General features: G+C 63.8%; 13 protein-coding genes and 1 pseudogene. 8 read left to right on the top strand and 6 right to left on the bottom strand.

Annotated elements, in window-relative coordinates; all coding sequences use genetic code 11:
- Nucleotides 1–47 precede the first annotated feature (47 nt).
- Entirely contained in the window at nt 48–482 is a 435-nt protein-coding gene (locus GGD62_RS07985; protein ID WP_018317328.1) for a hypothetical protein, read from the bottom strand.
- A gap of 79 nt (nt 483–561) precedes the next feature.
- On the opposite strand from GGD62_RS07985, the gene GGD62_RS07980 reads away from it, so the two are divergent.
- Entirely contained in the window at nt 562–1,149 is a 588-nt protein-coding gene (locus GGD62_RS07980) for a hypothetical protein (RefSeq protein ID WP_183707886.1), read from the top strand.
- Between the two features lie 8 nt (nt 1,150–1,157).
- Here GGD62_RS07980 and GGD62_RS07975 read toward each other — a convergent pair whose 3' ends face one another.
- Complete coding sequence (locus GGD62_RS07975) at nt 1,158–2,501, bottom strand: PLP-dependent aminotransferase family protein (protein WP_183707884.1); 1,344 nt, start codon at nt 2,499–2,501, stop codon at nt 1,158–1,160.
- A 186-nt stretch (nt 2,502–2,687) separates the two neighbouring features.
- Here GGD62_RS07975 and GGD62_RS07970 point away from each other — a divergent pair, with 186 nt between their 5' ends.
- Nucleotides 2,688–2,924 carry a DUF1127 domain-containing protein gene (locus tag GGD62_RS07970; RefSeq protein ID WP_026201826.1) on the top strand — a complete coding sequence of 79 codons (237 nt, stop codon included), beginning with the start codon at nt 2,688–2,690 and terminating at the stop codon, nt 2,922–2,924.
- 1,220 nt (nt 2,925–4,144) lie between these two features.
- Here the strand turns inward: GGD62_RS07970 and GGD62_RS07965 are convergent.
- Nucleotides 4,145–4,282: pseudogene (locus GGD62_RS07965) on the bottom strand (universal stress protein); the annotation flags it as partial.
- 69 nt (nt 4,283–4,351) lie between these two features.
- On the bottom strand, nt 4,352–5,062 hold the full coding sequence (locus GGD62_RS07960; RefSeq protein WP_183707882.1) for an AbiV family abortive infection protein: 711 nt from the start codon (nt 5,060–5,062) through the stop codon (nt 4,352–4,354).
- A 478-nt stretch (nt 5,063–5,540) separates the two neighbouring features.
- Here GGD62_RS07960 and GGD62_RS07955 point away from each other — a divergent pair, with 478 nt between their 5' ends.
- Complete coding sequence (locus GGD62_RS07955) at nt 5,541–6,410, top strand: GIY-YIG nuclease family protein (protein ID WP_183707880.1); 870 nt, start codon at nt 5,541–5,543, stop codon at nt 6,408–6,410.
- Nucleotides 6,411–7,209: 799 nt separating this feature from the next.
- Here GGD62_RS07955 and GGD62_RS07950 read toward each other — a convergent pair.
- Both GGD62_RS07950 and GGD62_RS07945 read right to left on the bottom strand, forming a co-directional pair.
- A complete protein-coding gene (locus tag GGD62_RS07950; RefSeq protein WP_026201824.1) occupies nt 7,210–7,635 on the bottom strand; it encodes a universal stress protein in 426 nt (141 codons plus the stop codon).
- 47 nt (nt 7,636–7,682) lie between these two features.
- A complete protein-coding gene (locus tag GGD62_RS07945) occupies nt 7,683–8,219 on the bottom strand; it encodes a histidine phosphatase family protein (protein ID WP_179737787.1) in 537 nt (178 codons plus the stop codon).
- A gap of 190 nt (nt 8,220–8,409) precedes the next feature.
- On the opposite strand from GGD62_RS07945, the gene GGD62_RS07940 reads away from it, so the two are divergent.
- From GGD62_RS07940 to GGD62_RS07920, 5 genes are all read left to right on the top strand, one after another.
- Complete coding sequence (locus GGD62_RS07940) at nt 8,410–9,879, top strand: FAD-binding oxidoreductase (protein ID WP_183707878.1); 1,470 nt, start codon at nt 8,410–8,412, stop codon at nt 9,877–9,879.
- Nucleotides 9,880–9,966: 87 nt separating this feature from the next.
- Complete coding sequence (msrB, locus tag GGD62_RS07935; RefSeq protein WP_179737791.1) at nt 9,967–10,479, top strand: peptide-methionine (R)-S-oxide reductase MsrB; 513 nt, start codon at nt 9,967–9,969, stop codon at nt 10,477–10,479.
- Nucleotides 10,480–10,749: 270 nt separating this feature from the next.
- Nucleotides 10,750–13,005, top strand: a complete 2,256-nt coding sequence (locus GGD62_RS07930; protein WP_018317300.1) for a flagellar hook-basal body complex protein — start codon at nt 10,750–10,752, stop codon at nt 13,003–13,005.
- 34 nt (nt 13,006–13,039) lie between these two features.
- The gene (flgK, locus tag GGD62_RS07925) at nt 13,040–14,923 is read left to right on the top strand and encodes a flagellar hook-associated protein FlgK (RefSeq protein ID WP_183707876.1); all 1,884 of its coding nucleotides are present in this window, start codon (nt 13,040–13,042) and stop codon (nt 14,921–14,923) included.
- A 21-nt stretch (nt 14,924–14,944) separates the two neighbouring features.
- Nucleotides 14,945–16,828 (top strand): flagellar protein, encoded by a 1,884-nt coding sequence (locus GGD62_RS07920; protein WP_183707875.1) that lies wholly within the window; start codon nt 14,945–14,947, stop codon nt 16,826–16,828.
- Nucleotides 16,829–16,866 lie beyond the last annotated feature (38 nt).

The raw sequence follows: 16,866 nt of genomic DNA, 5'->3' as shown, positions 1-16,866 counted from the left end.
AGCATGATCTATTCGGAAAACCGCTTCGCACTTTTCCGGATCATGCTCTAGCCTCGGCGCAATGCGAAATGCGCGCCGCAAAATGCCATGACGGCGCCGAGGCACAGCGCGGCGAGCCCGGCCAGCACGCCCGCGACGGTCGGGATCGGGCTCGGCGCCGAGGCCACCTGGCCGGCACCCGCGAGCAGCAGCACGCCGACCGCGATCAGGAACTGCCGCATCCGTTGCGGGATCTGGCCGGAGACGGCGCTCTGCATCAACGTCGCGGTGAAATAGCCGCCGGAGAAGCCGACGGTCGCGATCAGCCACCACGCGATCGCCGCGCCCGCCGGGATGAACTCATGCGTGTCGGAGCGCCAGAGACCGCCGAGGTCGAGCCCATAGCGCGCGCCCAGCATGTGCACCGCGAGCGCGAGCAGCACGCCGGATATCACGGCGGCGCCGAGAATCAGGCGGCGCGGAAAAAAGGTCGTCTCAGCCATGCCTCGCTTGTAGGATGGGCGAGGGCGATCGCGCAAGCGGATCGCGGGCTGGATGGCGCGGACGAGGTTGATTGTCGGGATGCAGGGGTCGGAAGCTGAGGCCACGCCGGTCACGAGCTATGCTTACAAGGCGTCGCTGATCGGCTCGGCGCATCGCTTCGAGCTGACGGAGCAGGGGCTGTCCTGGCACATCGGCGGCCGCACCTCGCTCTGGCCTTACGACGAGATCAGCGCGATCCGGCTGTCATTCCGCCCGGTGTCGATGCAGCAGCACCGCTTTCGCGCCGACGTCACTCACAGCAGCGGCCGCCGCATCGCGATCCTGTCGACGAGCTGGCAGACCGCGGCGCTGATGGCGCCGCAGGACAACGGCTTTCGCGCGTTCATCCTCGCGCTGCACGCGCGGATGGCGAAGGCGGGCAGCCGCGCGGTGCTGACGGCAGGGCTCGGCCGCACCGCCTATGCCGCGGTGCTGGCATTCCTGGCGGTGCTGACGGTGGCGATGGCGGGCCTGTTGATCCGCGCCCTCGTGAGCGGCGAGTTCGCCGGCGCGCTTTTCATCCTCGGCTTTGCCGCGCTGTTCGCCTGGCAGGTCGGCGGCTTCGTGCGGCGCAACCAGCCGCAGCGATACAGCTTCGATCAGGTGCCGAAGGCCTTGCTGCCTTAGACTGATCGCTACTCCGTCGAGTCGAAATCCTCCTCCTTGGTGCCGAGCAGCGAGACGATCGTGCGCAGGCCGGAATCGAGCTGCTCGAAGGTGGGCGGGGCGAGGGCGAGGCGCACCGCGTTCGGTGCATGGCCGTGGGCGATCGCGAAGGTGGAGGAGGGCGTCAGCGCGATGCCGCGCCGGGCCGCGGCCGCGACGAAGGTCTGCGAGCGCCAGTGTGGCGGCAGCGTCAGCCAGAGATGATAGGAGCGCGGATCGGCGGCATGCTGGTAGCCGGCCAGCAGCCTTGCCGCGGTCTGCTGCCGGCGCGCCGCGTCGATGCGTTTCAGCCGCGTCAATTCCGCGACGGTGCCGTCGGCCATCAGCCGCTGCCCGGCCGCCAGCGCATGGCCCGATGCGATCCAGCCGCCGGTGCGCACCGCGCTCATCACGCTTTCGCGCAAATGCGGCGGCGCCACCAGGATGCCGAGCGCAAGGCCCGGCGCGACCTTCTTGGACAGGCTGTCGAGCACGATGCAACGCTCCGGGCCGAGCGCAGCCAGCGGCGTGTCGTCGGCGAGGAAGCCGTAGACGGCGTCCTCGATGATGGTGAGGTCGAGCTTTTCGGCGACGCGCATGATGTCGGCGCGGCGCGTCGCGTTCATGGTGACGCCGAGCGGGTTCTGGATGATGGGCTGGAGATACAGCGCCGACAGGTGCGCTTCGCGATGCGCTTTCTGGATCGCATCGGGACGTACGCCGAATTCGTCCATGGGAATCGGGACCAGCGTGATGCCGAGCCGCGCCGCGATGCTCTTGACGTAAGGGTAGGTCAGCGCCTCGACACCGCAGCGGCCGCCGGTGGGCACCAGCGCCGCGAGCGCGGCTGCGAGCGATTGCTTGCCGTTGGCGGTGAAGACGATCTGCTCGGCCTGCGGCGCGAAATCCTTGCGCGCGAGATAGGCGGCGGCTGCATTGCGCGCGCTCTTGGTGCCGGTGCTGGTCGAGACGCGCAGCGCGGATTCGAGCGCGTCGACGCGCTCCAGCCCCGCAAGGCTCTTGGCGATCATCGCCCATTGCTGCGGCAGCAGGGGATAATTGACCTCGAAATCGATCCGGGCATCGCGCGGCTCGCTCAATGCCTCGACCTCGCGCCTGATGTCGCCGGAGATGAAGGTGCCGCGGCCGACCTCGCCGACGACGAGCCCGCGGCGGAGCAACTCCGTATAAACCCGGCTCGCGGTCGAGACCGCGATGCCGCGGTCATAGGCAAAATTGCGCTGCGGCGGCAGCCGATCGCCGGGCCTTAACGTGCCGTTAGAGATATCCGAGGCAATGGCATCGGCAAGCTTCACGTACTCGAACTTGGACATTATTGCACCGAGAGCAATGTTTTACTTGCTCCGAGCAGTGTACTGGAGCATTTAAGTTCCATCAAGTTCCACGATTGAGCCGAGGAGAGCGAGAGCAATCCGACGGCAAATGAGGTGCAGGCGCTGACAGCGTCGGCGCCAACGGCACCTGCTTCGCCGCGCGGGACACCAGGCCGGAGAAGAAACATGACCACGATCTCGCAAACTGCAGGGCGGAGTTTACGCCCATCCTCGACGGGCGGATTTTTTGCAACGCTCGCCCAAGGCGCCTATGCGCTGTTCAACCGCCTCGAGCGCCGCTCCGCGGTCAAGACCTTGAACGAGCTCGACGACCGCGCCCTGCGCGACATCGGGATCACGCGCAGCCAGATCGAGGACGCCGTCTACGGGCAGGTCAAGGCCGAGCTGACGCGGTATCTGTGAGCCTCCCGTGTCCCGGACGCGCCGCAACGCGCAAGCGTTGCTGCGCAGAGCCGGGACCCAGGAAGCCGCGCAGTCGCTGATACATGGGCCCCGGCTCTGCAGCGCACCGCCGAAGAGGCGCTGCGCCGCGTCCGGGGCACGAGAGCGGTGTTTGGCGAACAGTTCTAACTCAAGCCATCCCGACTCTTTCCGCATCGACACTATCTGTCCCGTCATCCTGAGGTGCGAGGCATGCGATGCGAACGCATCGCATGCTGAGCCTCGAAGGATGAGTGGCCGAGATGCAGCCGGGCCGTCGCCCTTCGAGGCTTGCACTGCGACGCTGTCGCGCCGCAGTGCGCGCACCTCCAGCGACAACGGCTTCGCCGTTGCGCGGGGGTGACGGGGATGGCTTGGTGGTCGCGGCATGTATCGATTCATTTTCGAACAACAGACACAGCTTCGCATCCTCGCGGCTCATCTCGCCCGAGCTGTGCTTCATCGCTTCGCCCTCAATTGAAAGAGGGCGCAGGGAAGACCGGGCGCCGGCTGGCACCCGCGGTCCACTGTGCGAAATCTGCGTAACAAGAAGCTGCACAGCGGCATACAGGTGTAGCCAGGACATCCCGGCCTTCCCTGCGCAGTGGTTTTACGGCTTATGTCGTGCTCTCCCCGGGGAGCGTTGCACTATTGCCCCCGTCGCCTTGCGGATGGCTGACGGATGCGTCCGGTTGGACGACACCCATCACCGCAACACTTGACGCACAGGCCCCGGGCGTCAGGACCACACGATTTTGCCGTACGCTAGAATCACACCGGTCGTGTGCGCGAGGTCTTTGCTCACAGTTACCTGCCCTGCAAAACCCTTCGCGCCGATGTCACCTGCGTCCACCGCCGCCCGGCCCGCGTTCGTGACGATCGCGATACGCCCCTCTTCCTTGGGCCGGGTCGCTCGACACATACGTCATTTCCGAATTTCGGTAAAGTGGAATATTTTCGACGGCGCGGATTGACCGACCAATTGGGTGTTTTGCCCGTCGGGCCACACAAGGGATTGTAGAAACGCAAGGGATTGTAGACGAGTAGGGTGGGTTGGCCCCGGGCTGCGCGAAGCGCGGTCCCCAAGCGTAACCCACCTTTCTGCCGCCGCGGATATTAAAGTGGTGGGTTACGCCGAGCGGTCAGCGCTTCGCGCAGTCCGCACGGCTAACCCACCCTACGAGACCGGGCTATGACGATCCTTAATGCCTCACCACCAGCACCAAGCACTTCGCGTAGCGCACCACATGCCCCGCGTTGGAGCCGAGGAAATAGGTGCGCATCGCCGGCCGGTGCGAGGTCATCACGATCAAATCGGCCTTCATGTGCGCGGCTTCCTTCGGCTATCGTCGTATCCCGCTGCCGTGGCTTGCAATGCGGCAAGACAAAGTTGCTGCATAGCAATCGGATTACGGGTCGAGAACTAAGCCCATTGGCATGTTGATCCCCGCTATCTTCGGAGGCTCCGGCACAACGTGAGACCTTTCAAGGATGACGCGCACCTTCGCCCCAAGTTCGATCGTCTCGGCGATCTCGGCCTCTGAAAAAGTCCGCTCGACGTCTTCGTAGAGACCGTATTCCCTTAGGTGCTTGAGGAAATTGGTTCGTGTGAGATGTAACAGCAGGTGAGCAGTGGCGAGATCGGGACAGCGTCCTTGCGCCTCCTGTTGCTTTTCCGTGAGACTGTAATTCTTCAACTGTAACAACCAAGGAATGAAATTGGCAGCGTTCATGCTGCCGTGCTCAGCAATATAGCCTTCTGATAAACAACGCGCTGCGAACTGTGCCATGGCGAAGTTAAATACGTGCCCCGCTAAGACGTCTTGCCGTCTTGCGTGGCTGTTGGACTTGGAGCCAAATAATCCCATTTGAACATCAGCATTCGGATAGGTGCGACGTGTAAGGATCTCGACGAATGCCCCCATTTGTTCGAGTGCGACGACTATCAGCGTCGCAGCAGAGCGTGTTCGACCGTGCTCGCACAGATGCGTCGCGTCTGAAATTAGCCGCTCCGCATTTGCTAGAAGTTCTTTGGGGCCCGCCATAGCTTCCAACCGCGTTTGCTTGAAAATATCACAGCCCCGCAGGATTGACCTGACGGATCCGGACACCTTATCCACGGAAAGTCGCCTAGCGCGACCGATCTCGGGCCCCCAATGCTTAGAGGTTTGGTTTGCTTCTTGTTCTTTTTTCGTTCGCGAGCGCGCAACGCGCATGAATAATGGATGGCGAGATATCCTGAATTTGGCACAGGCTGCGTCTACTAGAGAAGCCGCGCTAGCTGCTTCGGTAAATCGAAAGGGGGTGGCGGAGTGAGACATCTGCAGCTTGATCACGCGACGCAAGACCGAGCACACCCAAGCCCAGCGGCAGCGCGGCAAAATTCGACGGCTTCGGCGTGGAATTCCGACTTTGTTCGGCGGAAGCTCTGTTGGATCGTATGCTCAACAAATCGATGGATCTCTGCAGCGAGTGGAAACGGCTCAACGGACGATCATTCCCCGTGGATAACGGCCCTAACACCATTTGCGCGGCAGAAAACGCTGTAGGCCTTGATCTACTGTGCCTTACTCGGACACGCTAATATGGATCGGGCACATGGAATTGAACGAGCTCTTGTTGAGAAGAGGTATTGACCCGAGTCGCGTTGTTGTGTTTCGGCACCGTCCCACCGAGCCTGAACTGAATAAGATCTTTCCTCTTTTGGCAGCCGACCGGCCTGACCTATTCAACGCCTACCAAAGGGCGCACAGTGAGAGGATCGAGAAGGTCTTGCTGTCAGCTAGTCATGTGGCCTCATTCATCCGCTACGGCTCCGGCAAAGCATTATTCATCGCCGCATATGGTATCGGAAAACCAAGACCTCTCACTCAGCAGCAGTTTTGGCGCATCCCGGCGAATGCTGAGCTAAAGAAGCTGGGAATGCGTGGGTTTGTGAGTGGCCGCCGATCTTGCCTTTGGTTCGACCTTAAGCCCTTGGACTTCTATTCTGAATGGAAGGGCAAATTGATTGTGGACTGGCCGCCCCCCGAGCGATCTTGGTGGCGGCGCGCCCATCGCAATCGGATGTCCATTCACGCTGTTCTCGAAGACAGCGCGCTCGATACAGCGATGCAGAAATGGAACGAGCTAGACCTTACTTGGAGCCAATTAAGTATTTTGCCGAAGCGTTGGCAGGCGAAGCTCGCCGAGTGGCGGGGTATCTACTACATTTTTGATAGCTCGGATGCGAAGGGCTACGTGGGGTCCGCGTATGGATCGGAAAACCTCTTAGGCAGGTGGCGAAACTATGGAGCATCCGGGCACGGCGGGAATAGATTGCTGCGGCAGCGTGACCCAACAAACTTTCGTTTCACCATCCTGGAACTCGTTTCGCCCACGATGCCGCCGGAAGAAGTTCAATGGCTCGAAAGCAATTGGAAGGAGCGGCTGCACACGCGCCAACCCTACGGCCTCAATGACAACTAGACAGACATGTGCCATCTGTCCAACGTCACAATGAACTAAGAAGGCAGTCCCGCGCTCTATTTCGCGTGGGCGATCGCTGCGTTGGCAATCTGGCCCGGGTTGAGCGTGATTCCGGACTATTCGGCTCCGGTAATCTGCAATAGTTATGCAGGGCTGACATGGTGTTAGATGCGGTGGGAAGTCTATGCCCGTCACATTGGCAAACGACGAGGAGCGACGTTCGGATGCGCACGCCGTGGGGTGAGGGCTAAGACGTTGCAAAGAGGATCGTGCAGCGGCGTTTTGATCAGAGTGCCGAAACAACCAGGCGGTCACAATGTCTCCGGATGAACTTGAAAACGTAACTCCGCCTGAGCATTTAACATCTGTTTTTTTCGGCTTTATTTCGGGCCTGCTATAGGCGCGGAGCTCCTGCCGAGCTTATCGATCCCGCAATCAGAACGGCGAAATCAGAAGAGCGCGGCATATACGACTTCACCGATCGTATTGGCCTCGTCGCTTGGTGTCTAAAACGATTGTCGATTTTCGACAAACTCAGGGATTTGAAACGCGAGAGTTCGTCTGGCATGTCTGAGGGCTTCGCCGCAGGAGGTTCGAACAGTACGGTCACAGATCCATCATAGGGCTTTAGCTGATCTTGTTTTGCGGGCCCTGATGCCATCTGCCCAAATCCGCACCGCTTAGACGTCCGTTAGCAGTTCGTCGCACTCTGCCGCGAGACCACGTCCGAGGATTCGTGCGCGAGCGGTCCCCGGGTGTCGCTTCGCTCACCCGGGCTACAAGGGAATCGATCCAGTCCTTAATGCCTCACCACCAGCACCGAGCACTTCGCGTAGCGCACCACATGCCCCGCGTTGGAGCCGAGGAAATAGGTGCGCATTGCCGGCCGGTGCGAGGTCATCACGATCAGATCGGCCTTCATGTGCACGGCTTCTTCCAGGATCTCGTGATAGATGCCGCCCTGGCGTACCACGCTGGAGATGCGGGAAGCTTCGATGCCGGATTCGCGCGCGACGATGGCGAGGGCTTCTTCCGAGGTCTGGCGCTGCTGCTCGTCGAAGTCGGCCGGCACGTATTCGGCCAGCATCACCGGCGTCATCGGCAGCACGTTGAGCAGGCGCACCTGGCCGCTCCAGGTCTGCGACAGCGTTGCGGCGGTCGCGATCGCCGGCTTGGCGAGGTCGGTGTCGGCGAGGTCGATGGGCACGAGGATGGACTTGAACATCTGCGCCTCCAAATCTTCCAGTCAGCACGTTTTCCCGGCCGTCGCGATCATCCCGATCGAAGCAGCTTGGGGCTGGTGAACAGCACCAGCTTGCCGCGGCGGTAGGCCACGTCACCCCAATCCTTGACGTCAAAGTCAAAGATCGCAAGCCCCGCGGTGGGCAGATTGTGGCTGAGCGCCCTGGCGCCATCATGATCGCCGCCGCCCATCAGCATCAAGGCGGCCTCGTGCATGCCGGGATTGTGGGCGACCAGCAGCAATCGCTTCGGGTTGGCCGGGGCGGTTGCGGTGCGAATGGAGTCCAGGATCTGCGCGGGATCGGCGCCGTAGAGTTCCGGCAGGATCTCGACCTGCGGCGTCGGGACGCGGTCCTTCATCGCCTCCCAGGCGATGTCCCAGGTCTGCCGGGCCCGGACGGCGTGCGACACCAGCACGGTCTCGGGGAAGGGCGGATGGGCAGCGATCCAGTCGCCCATCCGGGCGGCATCCTTGTGGCCGCGATCATCGAGCCGTCGGTCCTGGTCACGGCCGCTCGGCGCGTCGGTCTCGGTCTTGGCGTGACGCAGCAGCATCAAACGGCGCATGGCATTCTCGAATCGTTACGGTCGCGGATAATGTACAGACGCGGGCGGGGACAAGGTGACAAGCGCCTGGCAGGTGTAAAGCGCGATGAGACTAGAACGAATCGTCATCGTGCTTAAGGTTGTTATTTCGAGCATGATCTGTTCGGAAAACCGCTGCACAGTTTTCCGGATCATGCTCTAAGAAAACGACATGAGCGAGACTTTCACAAGCGTGTCCCAGGAAGAAGCCGGCTTTCGCGACCGTGTGCGGCTGTCGTTCGATCTCGACGCCGACATCTGCGTCATCGGTGCCGGGCTTGCCGGGCTCTCCATCGCGCTGGAGGCAGCCCGGCTCGGGGCCAGTGTCGCGGTGCTCGAGGGCCGTCATATCGGCTGGAACGCCTCCGGCAACCAGCTCGGCACCGTGATGCCGGGCTTTGCGCTGCCGCTCACCGACCTGATCGAGCGCATCGGCTTTGAGGACGCGCGTGAATTGTGGACGCTGTCGAAGGAGGGGGCCGAGTTCGTCCGGGCCAACGCCACGGAAGAGAACATGCCGGGGATTGCCCCGAGCAACGGCGTGCTCGAGGTCTCCAACGTCGATGCCGGCGACCGTCTGATTAGCCGGTTGCAGATGCTGAACGAGGATTTCGACACCGAGGCCGAGGGCTGGCAGGTCGATCGCGTCCGCGAGGTGCTCAAGACCGATCGCTATTTCCACGGCGTGTATTATCCCAAAGCATTCCAGGTCGACGGCCGCAAATATGTGCACGGCCTTGCGGCGCTGGCGCGGCGGGCCGGCGCCCGCATCTTCGAGGACACGCCGGTCGTCAGCATCGATCATTCCGGCATCCGCAAACGCATCGTCACGCCGTCGGCGCGGCTGCGCGCCACCCACATCGTGCTCGCGGGCAACATCCATCTCGGCGCGCCCTTGCGGCGGCTGTCGGAGACGCTGCTGCCGGTCTGGCGCTATGCCGGGACCACCGCGCCGCTCGGCGAACGCGTGCACGAGATCATCGCCTTCAAGGGAGCGGTGATGGATTCCGACGGGGTCGACCATTTCCGCATCGTCGATGGCGACCGGCTGATGTGGGAGAGCCCGGAGACCACCTGGGCCGCGCGTCCGCAGCGCTTTGCAGGCAGCGTCAGGCGGCGGATCCGCACGATCTTTCCGGAGCTCGGCAATGTCGAGATCAGCGAAATGTTCGGCGGCGCCACCGGCCAGACCGTGCACGGCATGCCGCAGATCGGCCAGTTGCGCAAAGGCCTCTGGGTGGCGAGCGGGTTCGGCCGCCAGGGCATGAACATTTCGGCCATGGCCGGGCAGATGATCGCGCGCAGCATCCTGTGGGGCGACGAGCGCTGGAAGCTGTTCTCGCCGTTCGAGCTGGTCTGGGCGGGCGGCGCCACGGGGCGGGTCGCGGGCCAGCTGGTCGGGATCTGGGGCAGGGCGAGTTCTGCCGCCGCGGGCTCGCTCGCCCGCTACCGCGAACGCGCCAGGGTCAAGGACAGGGAGCGCGAGGCGCGCCTTGCCGAAGCCAATCGGGCCGCCGGCACCGGTCCGCGCCGCCCACCGCCCGGCGTCAGGCCGCGACCGGCCCCGCCGCCGAAACGCGCGGTCCGGGAGGCAGAGCATGCCGTGGAACCGGCCTCGCATGATGGCGCCGCCTCCCAATAATTTGAGAGAAATTCCGCCCGGACGTGTAACTTTGGCCGACAGAAGCCCGTATCTCAGGGCGTGGATTGCCCGCGCACGGAGAATGAGATGTTTGATCGACGCATCCTGTTGACGACTGCCGCCGGCCTGTTCGGCCTCGGGGCCTTCCGCTGGCTGAGAGGAACGCCCGCCGAGGCTGGCGAGAAAGCCGCGGAAAAGTTCGAGATCACGAAGACGGAGGCTGAATGGCGCGCCCAGCTCACGCCGCAGCAATATGAGATCCTGCGCAACCACGGCACCGAGCGGCCCGGCTCCAGCCCGTTGCTGAAGGAGCACCGCAAAGGCATCTTCGCCTGCGCCGGCTGCGACCTGCCGCTGTTCGCCTCCGAGACCAAGTTCGAGAGCGGCACCGGCTGGCCGAGCTTCTACCAGCCGATCGAGGGCAATGTCGGCAAGACCGAGGACCGCGCCTACGGCATGGTGCGCACCGAGGTGCATTGCCGGCGCTGCGGCGGCCATCTCGGCCACGTCTTCGACGACGGTCCGAAGCCGACCGGATTGCGCTATTGCATCGACGGTTTCGGGCTGGTGTTCCATCCGGCGGCGGCCTCGGCGACTTAGGTCTTTCCCTTCGTCATTCCGGAGCGATGCGTGAGCATCGAATCCGGAATCTCGAACTTCCGGATTCGGTCCTGCGAACCGCTCCGGAATGACATCACGTCCCGGCAATTGTTGCCGGTCCCGGCAAATGTGCCCCGGTCGTCAGGCCGGGGCTTTTTCATTAAGTCATTGATTTCCTGAGAATACCCGCATTGGCATAGCCCTTGCGACTGTCTCCTCCGACTGCGGCCATGTCGACCCGCCGCCGAGATCGGATTTGGAGACAAAGTTATGGGTATCTTCGATGCAATGAACACCTCGGTGGGTGGCCTGCAGGCGCAGTCCTACGCGCTGCAGAACATCTCCGGCAACATCGCGAACTCATCCACCACCGGTTACAAGGGCATCGGCACCAGCTTCGTCGATCTCATCCCCGACTCCTCGGTCCCGAGCAAGCAGGTCGCGGGCGGCGTGACGGCCAACGCCAAGGCCACCATCACCACGCAGGGCACGATCTCGGGCTCCACCGTCGCCACCAACATGGCGATCACCGGCGACGGCTTCTTCTCGATCCAGAAGGCGAGCGGCGTCGTCGACAACGTGCCTGTCTTCACCGGGGTCACCTACTACACGCGGCGCGGCGACTTCCAGCTCAATGCCAACGGCAATCTGGTCAACGGCGCCGGTTATTACCTGATGGGCGTCACGGTCGATCCGAAGACCGGTAACCCGACCGGCAGCGTGGCCAACGTGCTGCAATTCCAGAACAACTTCATTCCGGCGCAGGCGACCACCTCGATCCAGTACGCTGCGAACCTGCCGACGCAGCCGAACACAGTGGCGAAAACGACCGCGTCGAGCGGCACGCTGCTGGCGGCCGGCGGGCTGAACCCGTCCGATTTCGCCGCCAACCCGCTGCCGGTCGGCACACCTCCCGCACCCTATGCCAACGCAATGGTGTCCGGCGCGGCTGCAACCGGCAACATCCGTTCGGCCTATTCGTCGACGACGGGCACGGGCACGGTCGCACTCCAGAACAATTCGGCGGCGGTGGCCTCGACCACCACATCGCTCGACAACACGGTCGGCACGCATCTCGCCTCCAGCATCCTCACCGCCTTGAGCGGCCAGACGCTGACGATCAATGGCAACACCATCACGTTCAACGGCGGCACGACGGTCTCGACCGTCGGCAACAACACCACCATCGGTCTCGGCGCGGGCACGACGGCGACGGTCGCGGACATCCTGAACGGAATCCAGACCGCGGGCGGCGCCGGCGTCACGGCCTCGCTCTCCGCGAGCGGCAACATCGTGATCTCCACCGGCACCGGCACCGATGTGGCGGTCGGCAGCGGCACCGCCGCCACCGCGCTCGGCATCAGCAGCGTGACCCGCGGCGGCAACGTACTGTCCTCACCCGCGATCTCGGGGGCAACGGTGCTGAGCGGCAGCGCAACCGCCGGTGGCGCCCAGGTGCTCTCGTCCGGCTTCGCCGCCGGCGATACCATCACCGTCAACGGCCAGACACTGACCTTCGTCTCGCCGCCTACGGTTCCCAGCGCCAGTCAGATCCTCACCACCGACAACGTCACGACTCTGCTCGGCAAGATTGACGCGCTCTCCGGCGCCTCGGGATCGACGGTCAGCAGCGGCGGCGTCATCACGCTGAACACCGGCACCGTCTCCAACCTCTCGGTGTCCAGCTCCAACAGCGCTGCCTTCTCGGCGCTCGGCTTCACATCGACCATCACCAAGAACCGCGACGGCGGTGGCACCGCTGGCACCGGCGGCGTGATCGGCAATGACATCGCGACCTTCACCAAGGAATCGATCAGCGGCGGCGCGGTGACCGCCTACAACGCCGCCGGCACGCCGGTGAACCTGCAATTGCGTTGGGCCAAGACCGACAGCGCCTCGCTGGGTGCGGGTCATTCGGATAGCTGGAACCTGTTCTACCAGACCGATCCGAACGCGACCGGCACGACCGTCGGCTGGGTCAATACCGGCCAGACTTTCACCTTTGCCAGCGACGGCTCGCTGACCTCGCCGAGCGGCTCGGGCATCACCATCAACAACGTCAGCGTCAGCGGTCAGTCGCTCGGCTCGGTCGCCTTCAACATCTCCTCGGGCGGACTGACGCAATATGCCAGCACCAGCGGCGCGGTGACCATCAACACCATCACGCAGAACGGCTATGCCGCCGGTCAGCTTCGCTCGGTTGCCGTCAACAACAACGGCATCGTGGTCGGCACCTTCTCCAACGGCCAGAACCTCAACCTCGCTCAGGTTCAGCTGTCGCACTTCAACGGCACCAACTATCTGAAGGCGATGGACGGCGGCGCCTATGCCGCGACCGAGCAGTCGGGTGATGCCATCGACGGCGCTTCAGGCACCATCAGCGGCTCCTCGCTGGAGGGATCCAACACCGACATCGCCGACGAATTCACCAAGCTGATCGTGACCCAGCAGGCCTATTCGGCCAACACCAAGGTGATCACGACCGCGAATTCGATGGTGCAGGACCTCTTGAACGTGTTGCGCTGATCGGCGCGTAACGTAACCAAAGGCGGCAAGTAACATGGGTTTGAGTTCAGCCCTCGCCAGTGCGATGAGCGGTCTGCGTGCCAACCAGGCCGCGCTCTCGATCGTCTCCTCGAACGTCGCCAATGCGCAGACGCCGGGTTACGTCGTCCAGACCCCGAACCAGATCGAGGTCACCACCGGCGATTTCGGCTCGACGGCGATGACCACCGGCGTCAGCCGGGAGCTCGACACCTATGTGCTGAATCAGCTGCGCACCGAGACCGGCGGCAGCGGCTACGCCAATCAGATGGCCAACATCCTGAAGCAGCTTCAGAATGTCTATGGCACGCCGGGCAACAGCGGCACGCTCGAAACCGCGCTGAACAAGTTCACCACGGCGCTGCAAGCGCTGTCGACCAGCTCGGGCGCCTCATCGGCGCAAACCGTTGCGCTCGGCGCGGCGCAGGCGCTGGCCACGCAGCTCAACGTCACCACCAAGGGCATCCAGTCGCTGCGCTCCAACGTCGAGCAGGATCTCGGCAATTCGGCGCAAGCGGCCAACGTCGCTATGCAGCAGATCGCCGACATCAACACCAAGCTGCAGGGCCTGTCGGCCAACGACCCCTCGGCCGCGACGCTGATGGACCAGCGCGACCAGGCCATCAACACGCTGTCGAAATATGTCGACGTGCGCGTCACCACCGACGGTTCGAACCAGGCCAACATCTACACCACGACGGGCATCCAGCTCGTCGGCGCCGGGCTCGCCTCGCAATTCACCTTTGCTTCCGCCGGCGCGCTGTCGGCGACCTCGCTCTACAACATCGATCCGGCCAAGTCCGGCGTCGGCGCGCTCAACATCGTGCTGCCGAACGGCTCGAAGGTCGACGTCGTCGCCAACAACGTGGTCTCCTCGGGCCAGATCGCGGCCGATCTGAAGCTGCGCGACGAGACGCTGGTGCAGGCGCAGAACCAGATCGACCAGCTCGCCGCCACGATGTCGAGCGCGCTGTCGGACAAGACCACCGCCGGCACCACGGTGTCGGGCCCGCCGGCCGGCTTCGACATCGACCTTGCCGGTGCGCTGCCGGGCAACACCGCCACCTTCACCTACACCGACACGGCGACCAACACGAAGCGCCAGGTCACCCTTGTCAACGTCACCGACCCGGCGGCGCTGCCGCTGCAGAACGCGGCCAACGCCAACCCGATGCGGATCGGCGTGAACTTCTCCGGCGGCATGGGCGCGATCGCTTCGGCACTCAACACGGCGCTTTCCACCTCGCATTTGACGTTCTCCGCCGCGCCGTCGCCGGCGACCGCCACGACGCTGCGGATCACGGACGACAACAGCGGCCTCGCCAAGGTCAATTCATCCTCGATCACCAAGACGATCTCGTCGCTGACCTCGGGCAATCCGCAACTGCCGCTGTTCACCGACGGCGGACAGGCGCTCTACACCGGCGCGATCACCGCCTCGGGCTCGCAGATGACCGGCCTTGCCGGACGCATCGCCGTGAACACGCAGCTGGTCTCCGATCCGACCCGGATGTCGGTGTACAACACCTCGCCGGTGACGCCTTCGGGTGACACCGCGCGTTCGGACTATCTCTACTCGCAGCTCACCTCGGCGGTGTTCTCCTATTCGCCAGCGAGCGGTCTCGGCTCGGCGAGCCAGCCCTTCACCGGCAGCGTTTCGAATTATCTGCAGCAGTTCCTGAGCGTCCAGGCCAATTCCGCGACCCAGGCCACCCAGCTGCAGCAGGGCCAGAGCGTCGTGGTCTCGACGCTCCAGGCCAAGTTCGACTCGACCTCCAAGGTCAATCTGGACTCGGAGATGTCGAACCTGATCCAGCTCCAGAATGCCTATGCCGCCAACGCCCACGTCATGTCGGTGGTGCAGAGCATGATGAATACGTTGCTCCAGGCTCAAGTGTAACAAGTAACAGGGCTCTGAAACATGTCGATCAGCAGCATCAACTACTCTTCGTCGATTCTCGGCTCGCAGATCCGCAACATCAATCAGCAGCTCACCGACCTGTCGACGCAGCTCTCGACCGGCAAGCTGTCGCAGAACTATTCCGGGATGGGCACCAACGAGGGCTTTGCGATCGCCGGGCGCGCGCAGCTCTCCAACATCGCCGCCTATACCGACACGATCACCAACGTCAATGTCAGCATCAACCTCGCCAACACCGCGTTGCAGTCGCTGACCAAGATCCGCAGCACGGTGCAGACCGGCGCGGCCAACACCGCGCAGGATCTCAACGTCAACGGCCAGACCATCGCGCAGAACACCGCCGCCGCCCAGTTCGGCTCGATGGTCGGCGTGCTCAACACGCAGACGGGCAACCGCTATCTGTTCTCCGGAACCGCAGTCAATACGCAGTCGGTTGCGGATGCCGGCGACATCATCAACGGCACCACGACGCAGGCGGGGTTCAAGACCGTGATGGCGGAGCGCCAGGCCGCCGACCTCGGCGCCAACGGCATGGGCCGCCTGGTGCAGACGCAGCCGACGCCGAGCTCGATCCAGGTGTCGGAAGACGCCGCCGGATCGCCGTTCGGGCTGAAGCTCAAGGCGGTATCCTCGACCCTGACGGGCGCGACCATCACCGGCCCGAGTGGCTCGCCGGTGTCGTTCTCGGTCGATCTCAACGGCGTCAACCCGAACAATGGCGACAAGCTGAGCGTGCAGTTCACGCTGCCGGACGGCTCGACCGAGCAGATCGATCTGACCGCGTCGACGGCGACGCCGACGCCGCTCGGCAGCTTCGCGATCGACGCCAGCACCCCCGTCAACCCGACCAACACCGCGAACAACCTCAACGCCGCGCTGAACACCGCGATCACGAAGCTCGCCAACACCTCGCTGGTGGCGGCATCCGCGATCGTCGCCGGCGACAATTTCTTCAACACCGCAAGCTCGGCGATCGGCACGCCCGTCAGCAACCAGGCGGCGCCGCCGGCGCCCGTGACCGGCGCGACCGCGCTGTCCGGGGCGAGCCCCTCGGATTCGATCTCGCCGGGCTTCGTCGCCGGCGACACCATCACCGTCAACGGCACCACGCTGACCTTCGTCAGTTCGGGCGCGACCGGCAACCAGCTCAACGTCACCGACAGCATCCAGAACCTGCTCGGCAAGATCGACCAGATCACGGGGACGTCGAAGCCCTCGACGGTCCATGGCGGTTCGATCACGATCAACACCGACGATGCGGCGAGCCTGAACATCACGAGCTCGAATACCGGCGCGCTGGGCTCGCTCGGTTTCAGCGCGACGCCGGTGACCGCCACCCAGCCGCCGCTGCGGGTCGGATCCTCGCCCGCGAGCTCGGCGACGACGCTGGTCAACGGCTCGGCCACCACCGTGGAATGGTATCTTGGCAATGACGGGCCCGGCTCGGCGCGCTCGACCGCGATGGCGCGCGTTGACGATTCCGTCACGGTGCAGTACGGCGCCCAGGCGAACGAGGACGCGATCCGCCGGCAGCTGCAGGCGATCGCGGTGTTCGGGACCTTCTCGACCTCGCCGACCGGGCAGTATTCGGGCGGGCAGGTCGCTGCGCTGAGCCTGCGCACGACCCAGGCGCTGACCCAGCAGCCCGGCCAGCAGCGCATCGAGGACATCCAGACCGACATCGCGATGGCCCAGAACACGATGAAGGACGCGAGCACGCGCCAGACCCAGGCCAAGGCGCAGCTCCAGACCATCATCGACCAGGCGGAATCGGCCTCGCCGGACGAGGTCGCGAGCCAGCTGCTGGCGCTGCAGAACGCGCTCCAGGCGTCCTATCAGGTGACCTCGAACTTGGCGCAGCTCTCGCTCGTCAAGTTCCTGTAAGGATGCGTTAAGGCGCCGTTAACCATGCCTCTTTACCT

Origin of the sequence: Bradyrhizobium sp. ERR14, from assembly GCF_014198235.1 — a bacterium.
Taxonomy (GTDB): Bacteria; Pseudomonadota; Alphaproteobacteria; order Rhizobiales; family Xanthobacteraceae; genus Bradyrhizobium.
Note: the sequence above shows the minus strand (reverse complement) of the source record. Positions and strands in the feature narration are given on the sequence as shown.

What these genes read in the sequence shown, in the direction of transcription:
- flgK (WP_183707876.1), top strand. Translation starts at nt 13,040, where the DNA reads ATGGGTTTGAGTTCAGCCCTCGCCAGTGCGATGAGCGGTCTGCGTGCC.
- msrB (WP_179737791.1), top strand. Translation starts at nt 9,967, where the DNA reads ATGTTTGATCGACGCATCCTGTTGACGACTGCCGCCGGCCTGTTCGGC.
- GGD62_RS07970 (WP_026201826.1), top strand. Translation starts at nt 2,688, where the DNA reads ATGACCACGATCTCGCAAACTGCAGGGCGGAGTTTACGCCCATCCTCG.
- GGD62_RS07985 (WP_018317328.1), bottom strand. Translation starts at nt 482, where the DNA reads ATGGCTGAGACGACCTTTTTTCCGCGCCGCCTGATTCTCGGCGCCGCC.
- GGD62_RS07955 (WP_183707880.1), top strand. Translation starts at nt 5,541, where the DNA reads ATGGAATTGAACGAGCTCTTGTTGAGAAGAGGTATTGACCCGAGTCGC.
- GGD62_RS07980 (WP_183707886.1), top strand. Translation starts at nt 562, where the DNA reads ATGCAGGGGTCGGAAGCTGAGGCCACGCCGGTCACGAGCTATGCTTAC.
- GGD62_RS07950 (WP_026201824.1), bottom strand. Translation starts at nt 7,635, where the DNA reads ATGTTCAAGTCCATCCTCGTGCCCATCGACCTCGCCGACACCGACCTC.
- GGD62_RS07920 (WP_183707875.1), top strand. Translation starts at nt 14,945, where the DNA reads ATGTCGATCAGCAGCATCAACTACTCTTCGTCGATTCTCGGCTCGCAG.
- GGD62_RS07975 (WP_183707884.1), bottom strand. Translation starts at nt 2,501, where the DNA reads ATGTCCAAGTTCGAGTACGTGAAGCTTGCCGATGCCATTGCCTCGGAT.
- GGD62_RS07930 (WP_018317300.1), top strand. Translation starts at nt 10,750, where the DNA reads ATGGGTATCTTCGATGCAATGAACACCTCGGTGGGTGGCCTGCAGGCG.
- GGD62_RS07945 (WP_179737787.1), bottom strand. Translation starts at nt 8,219, where the DNA reads ATGCGCCGTTTGATGCTGCTGCGTCACGCCAAGACCGAGACCGACGCG.
- GGD62_RS07940 (WP_183707878.1), top strand. Translation starts at nt 8,410, where the DNA reads ATGAGCGAGACTTTCACAAGCGTGTCCCAGGAAGAAGCCGGCTTTCGC.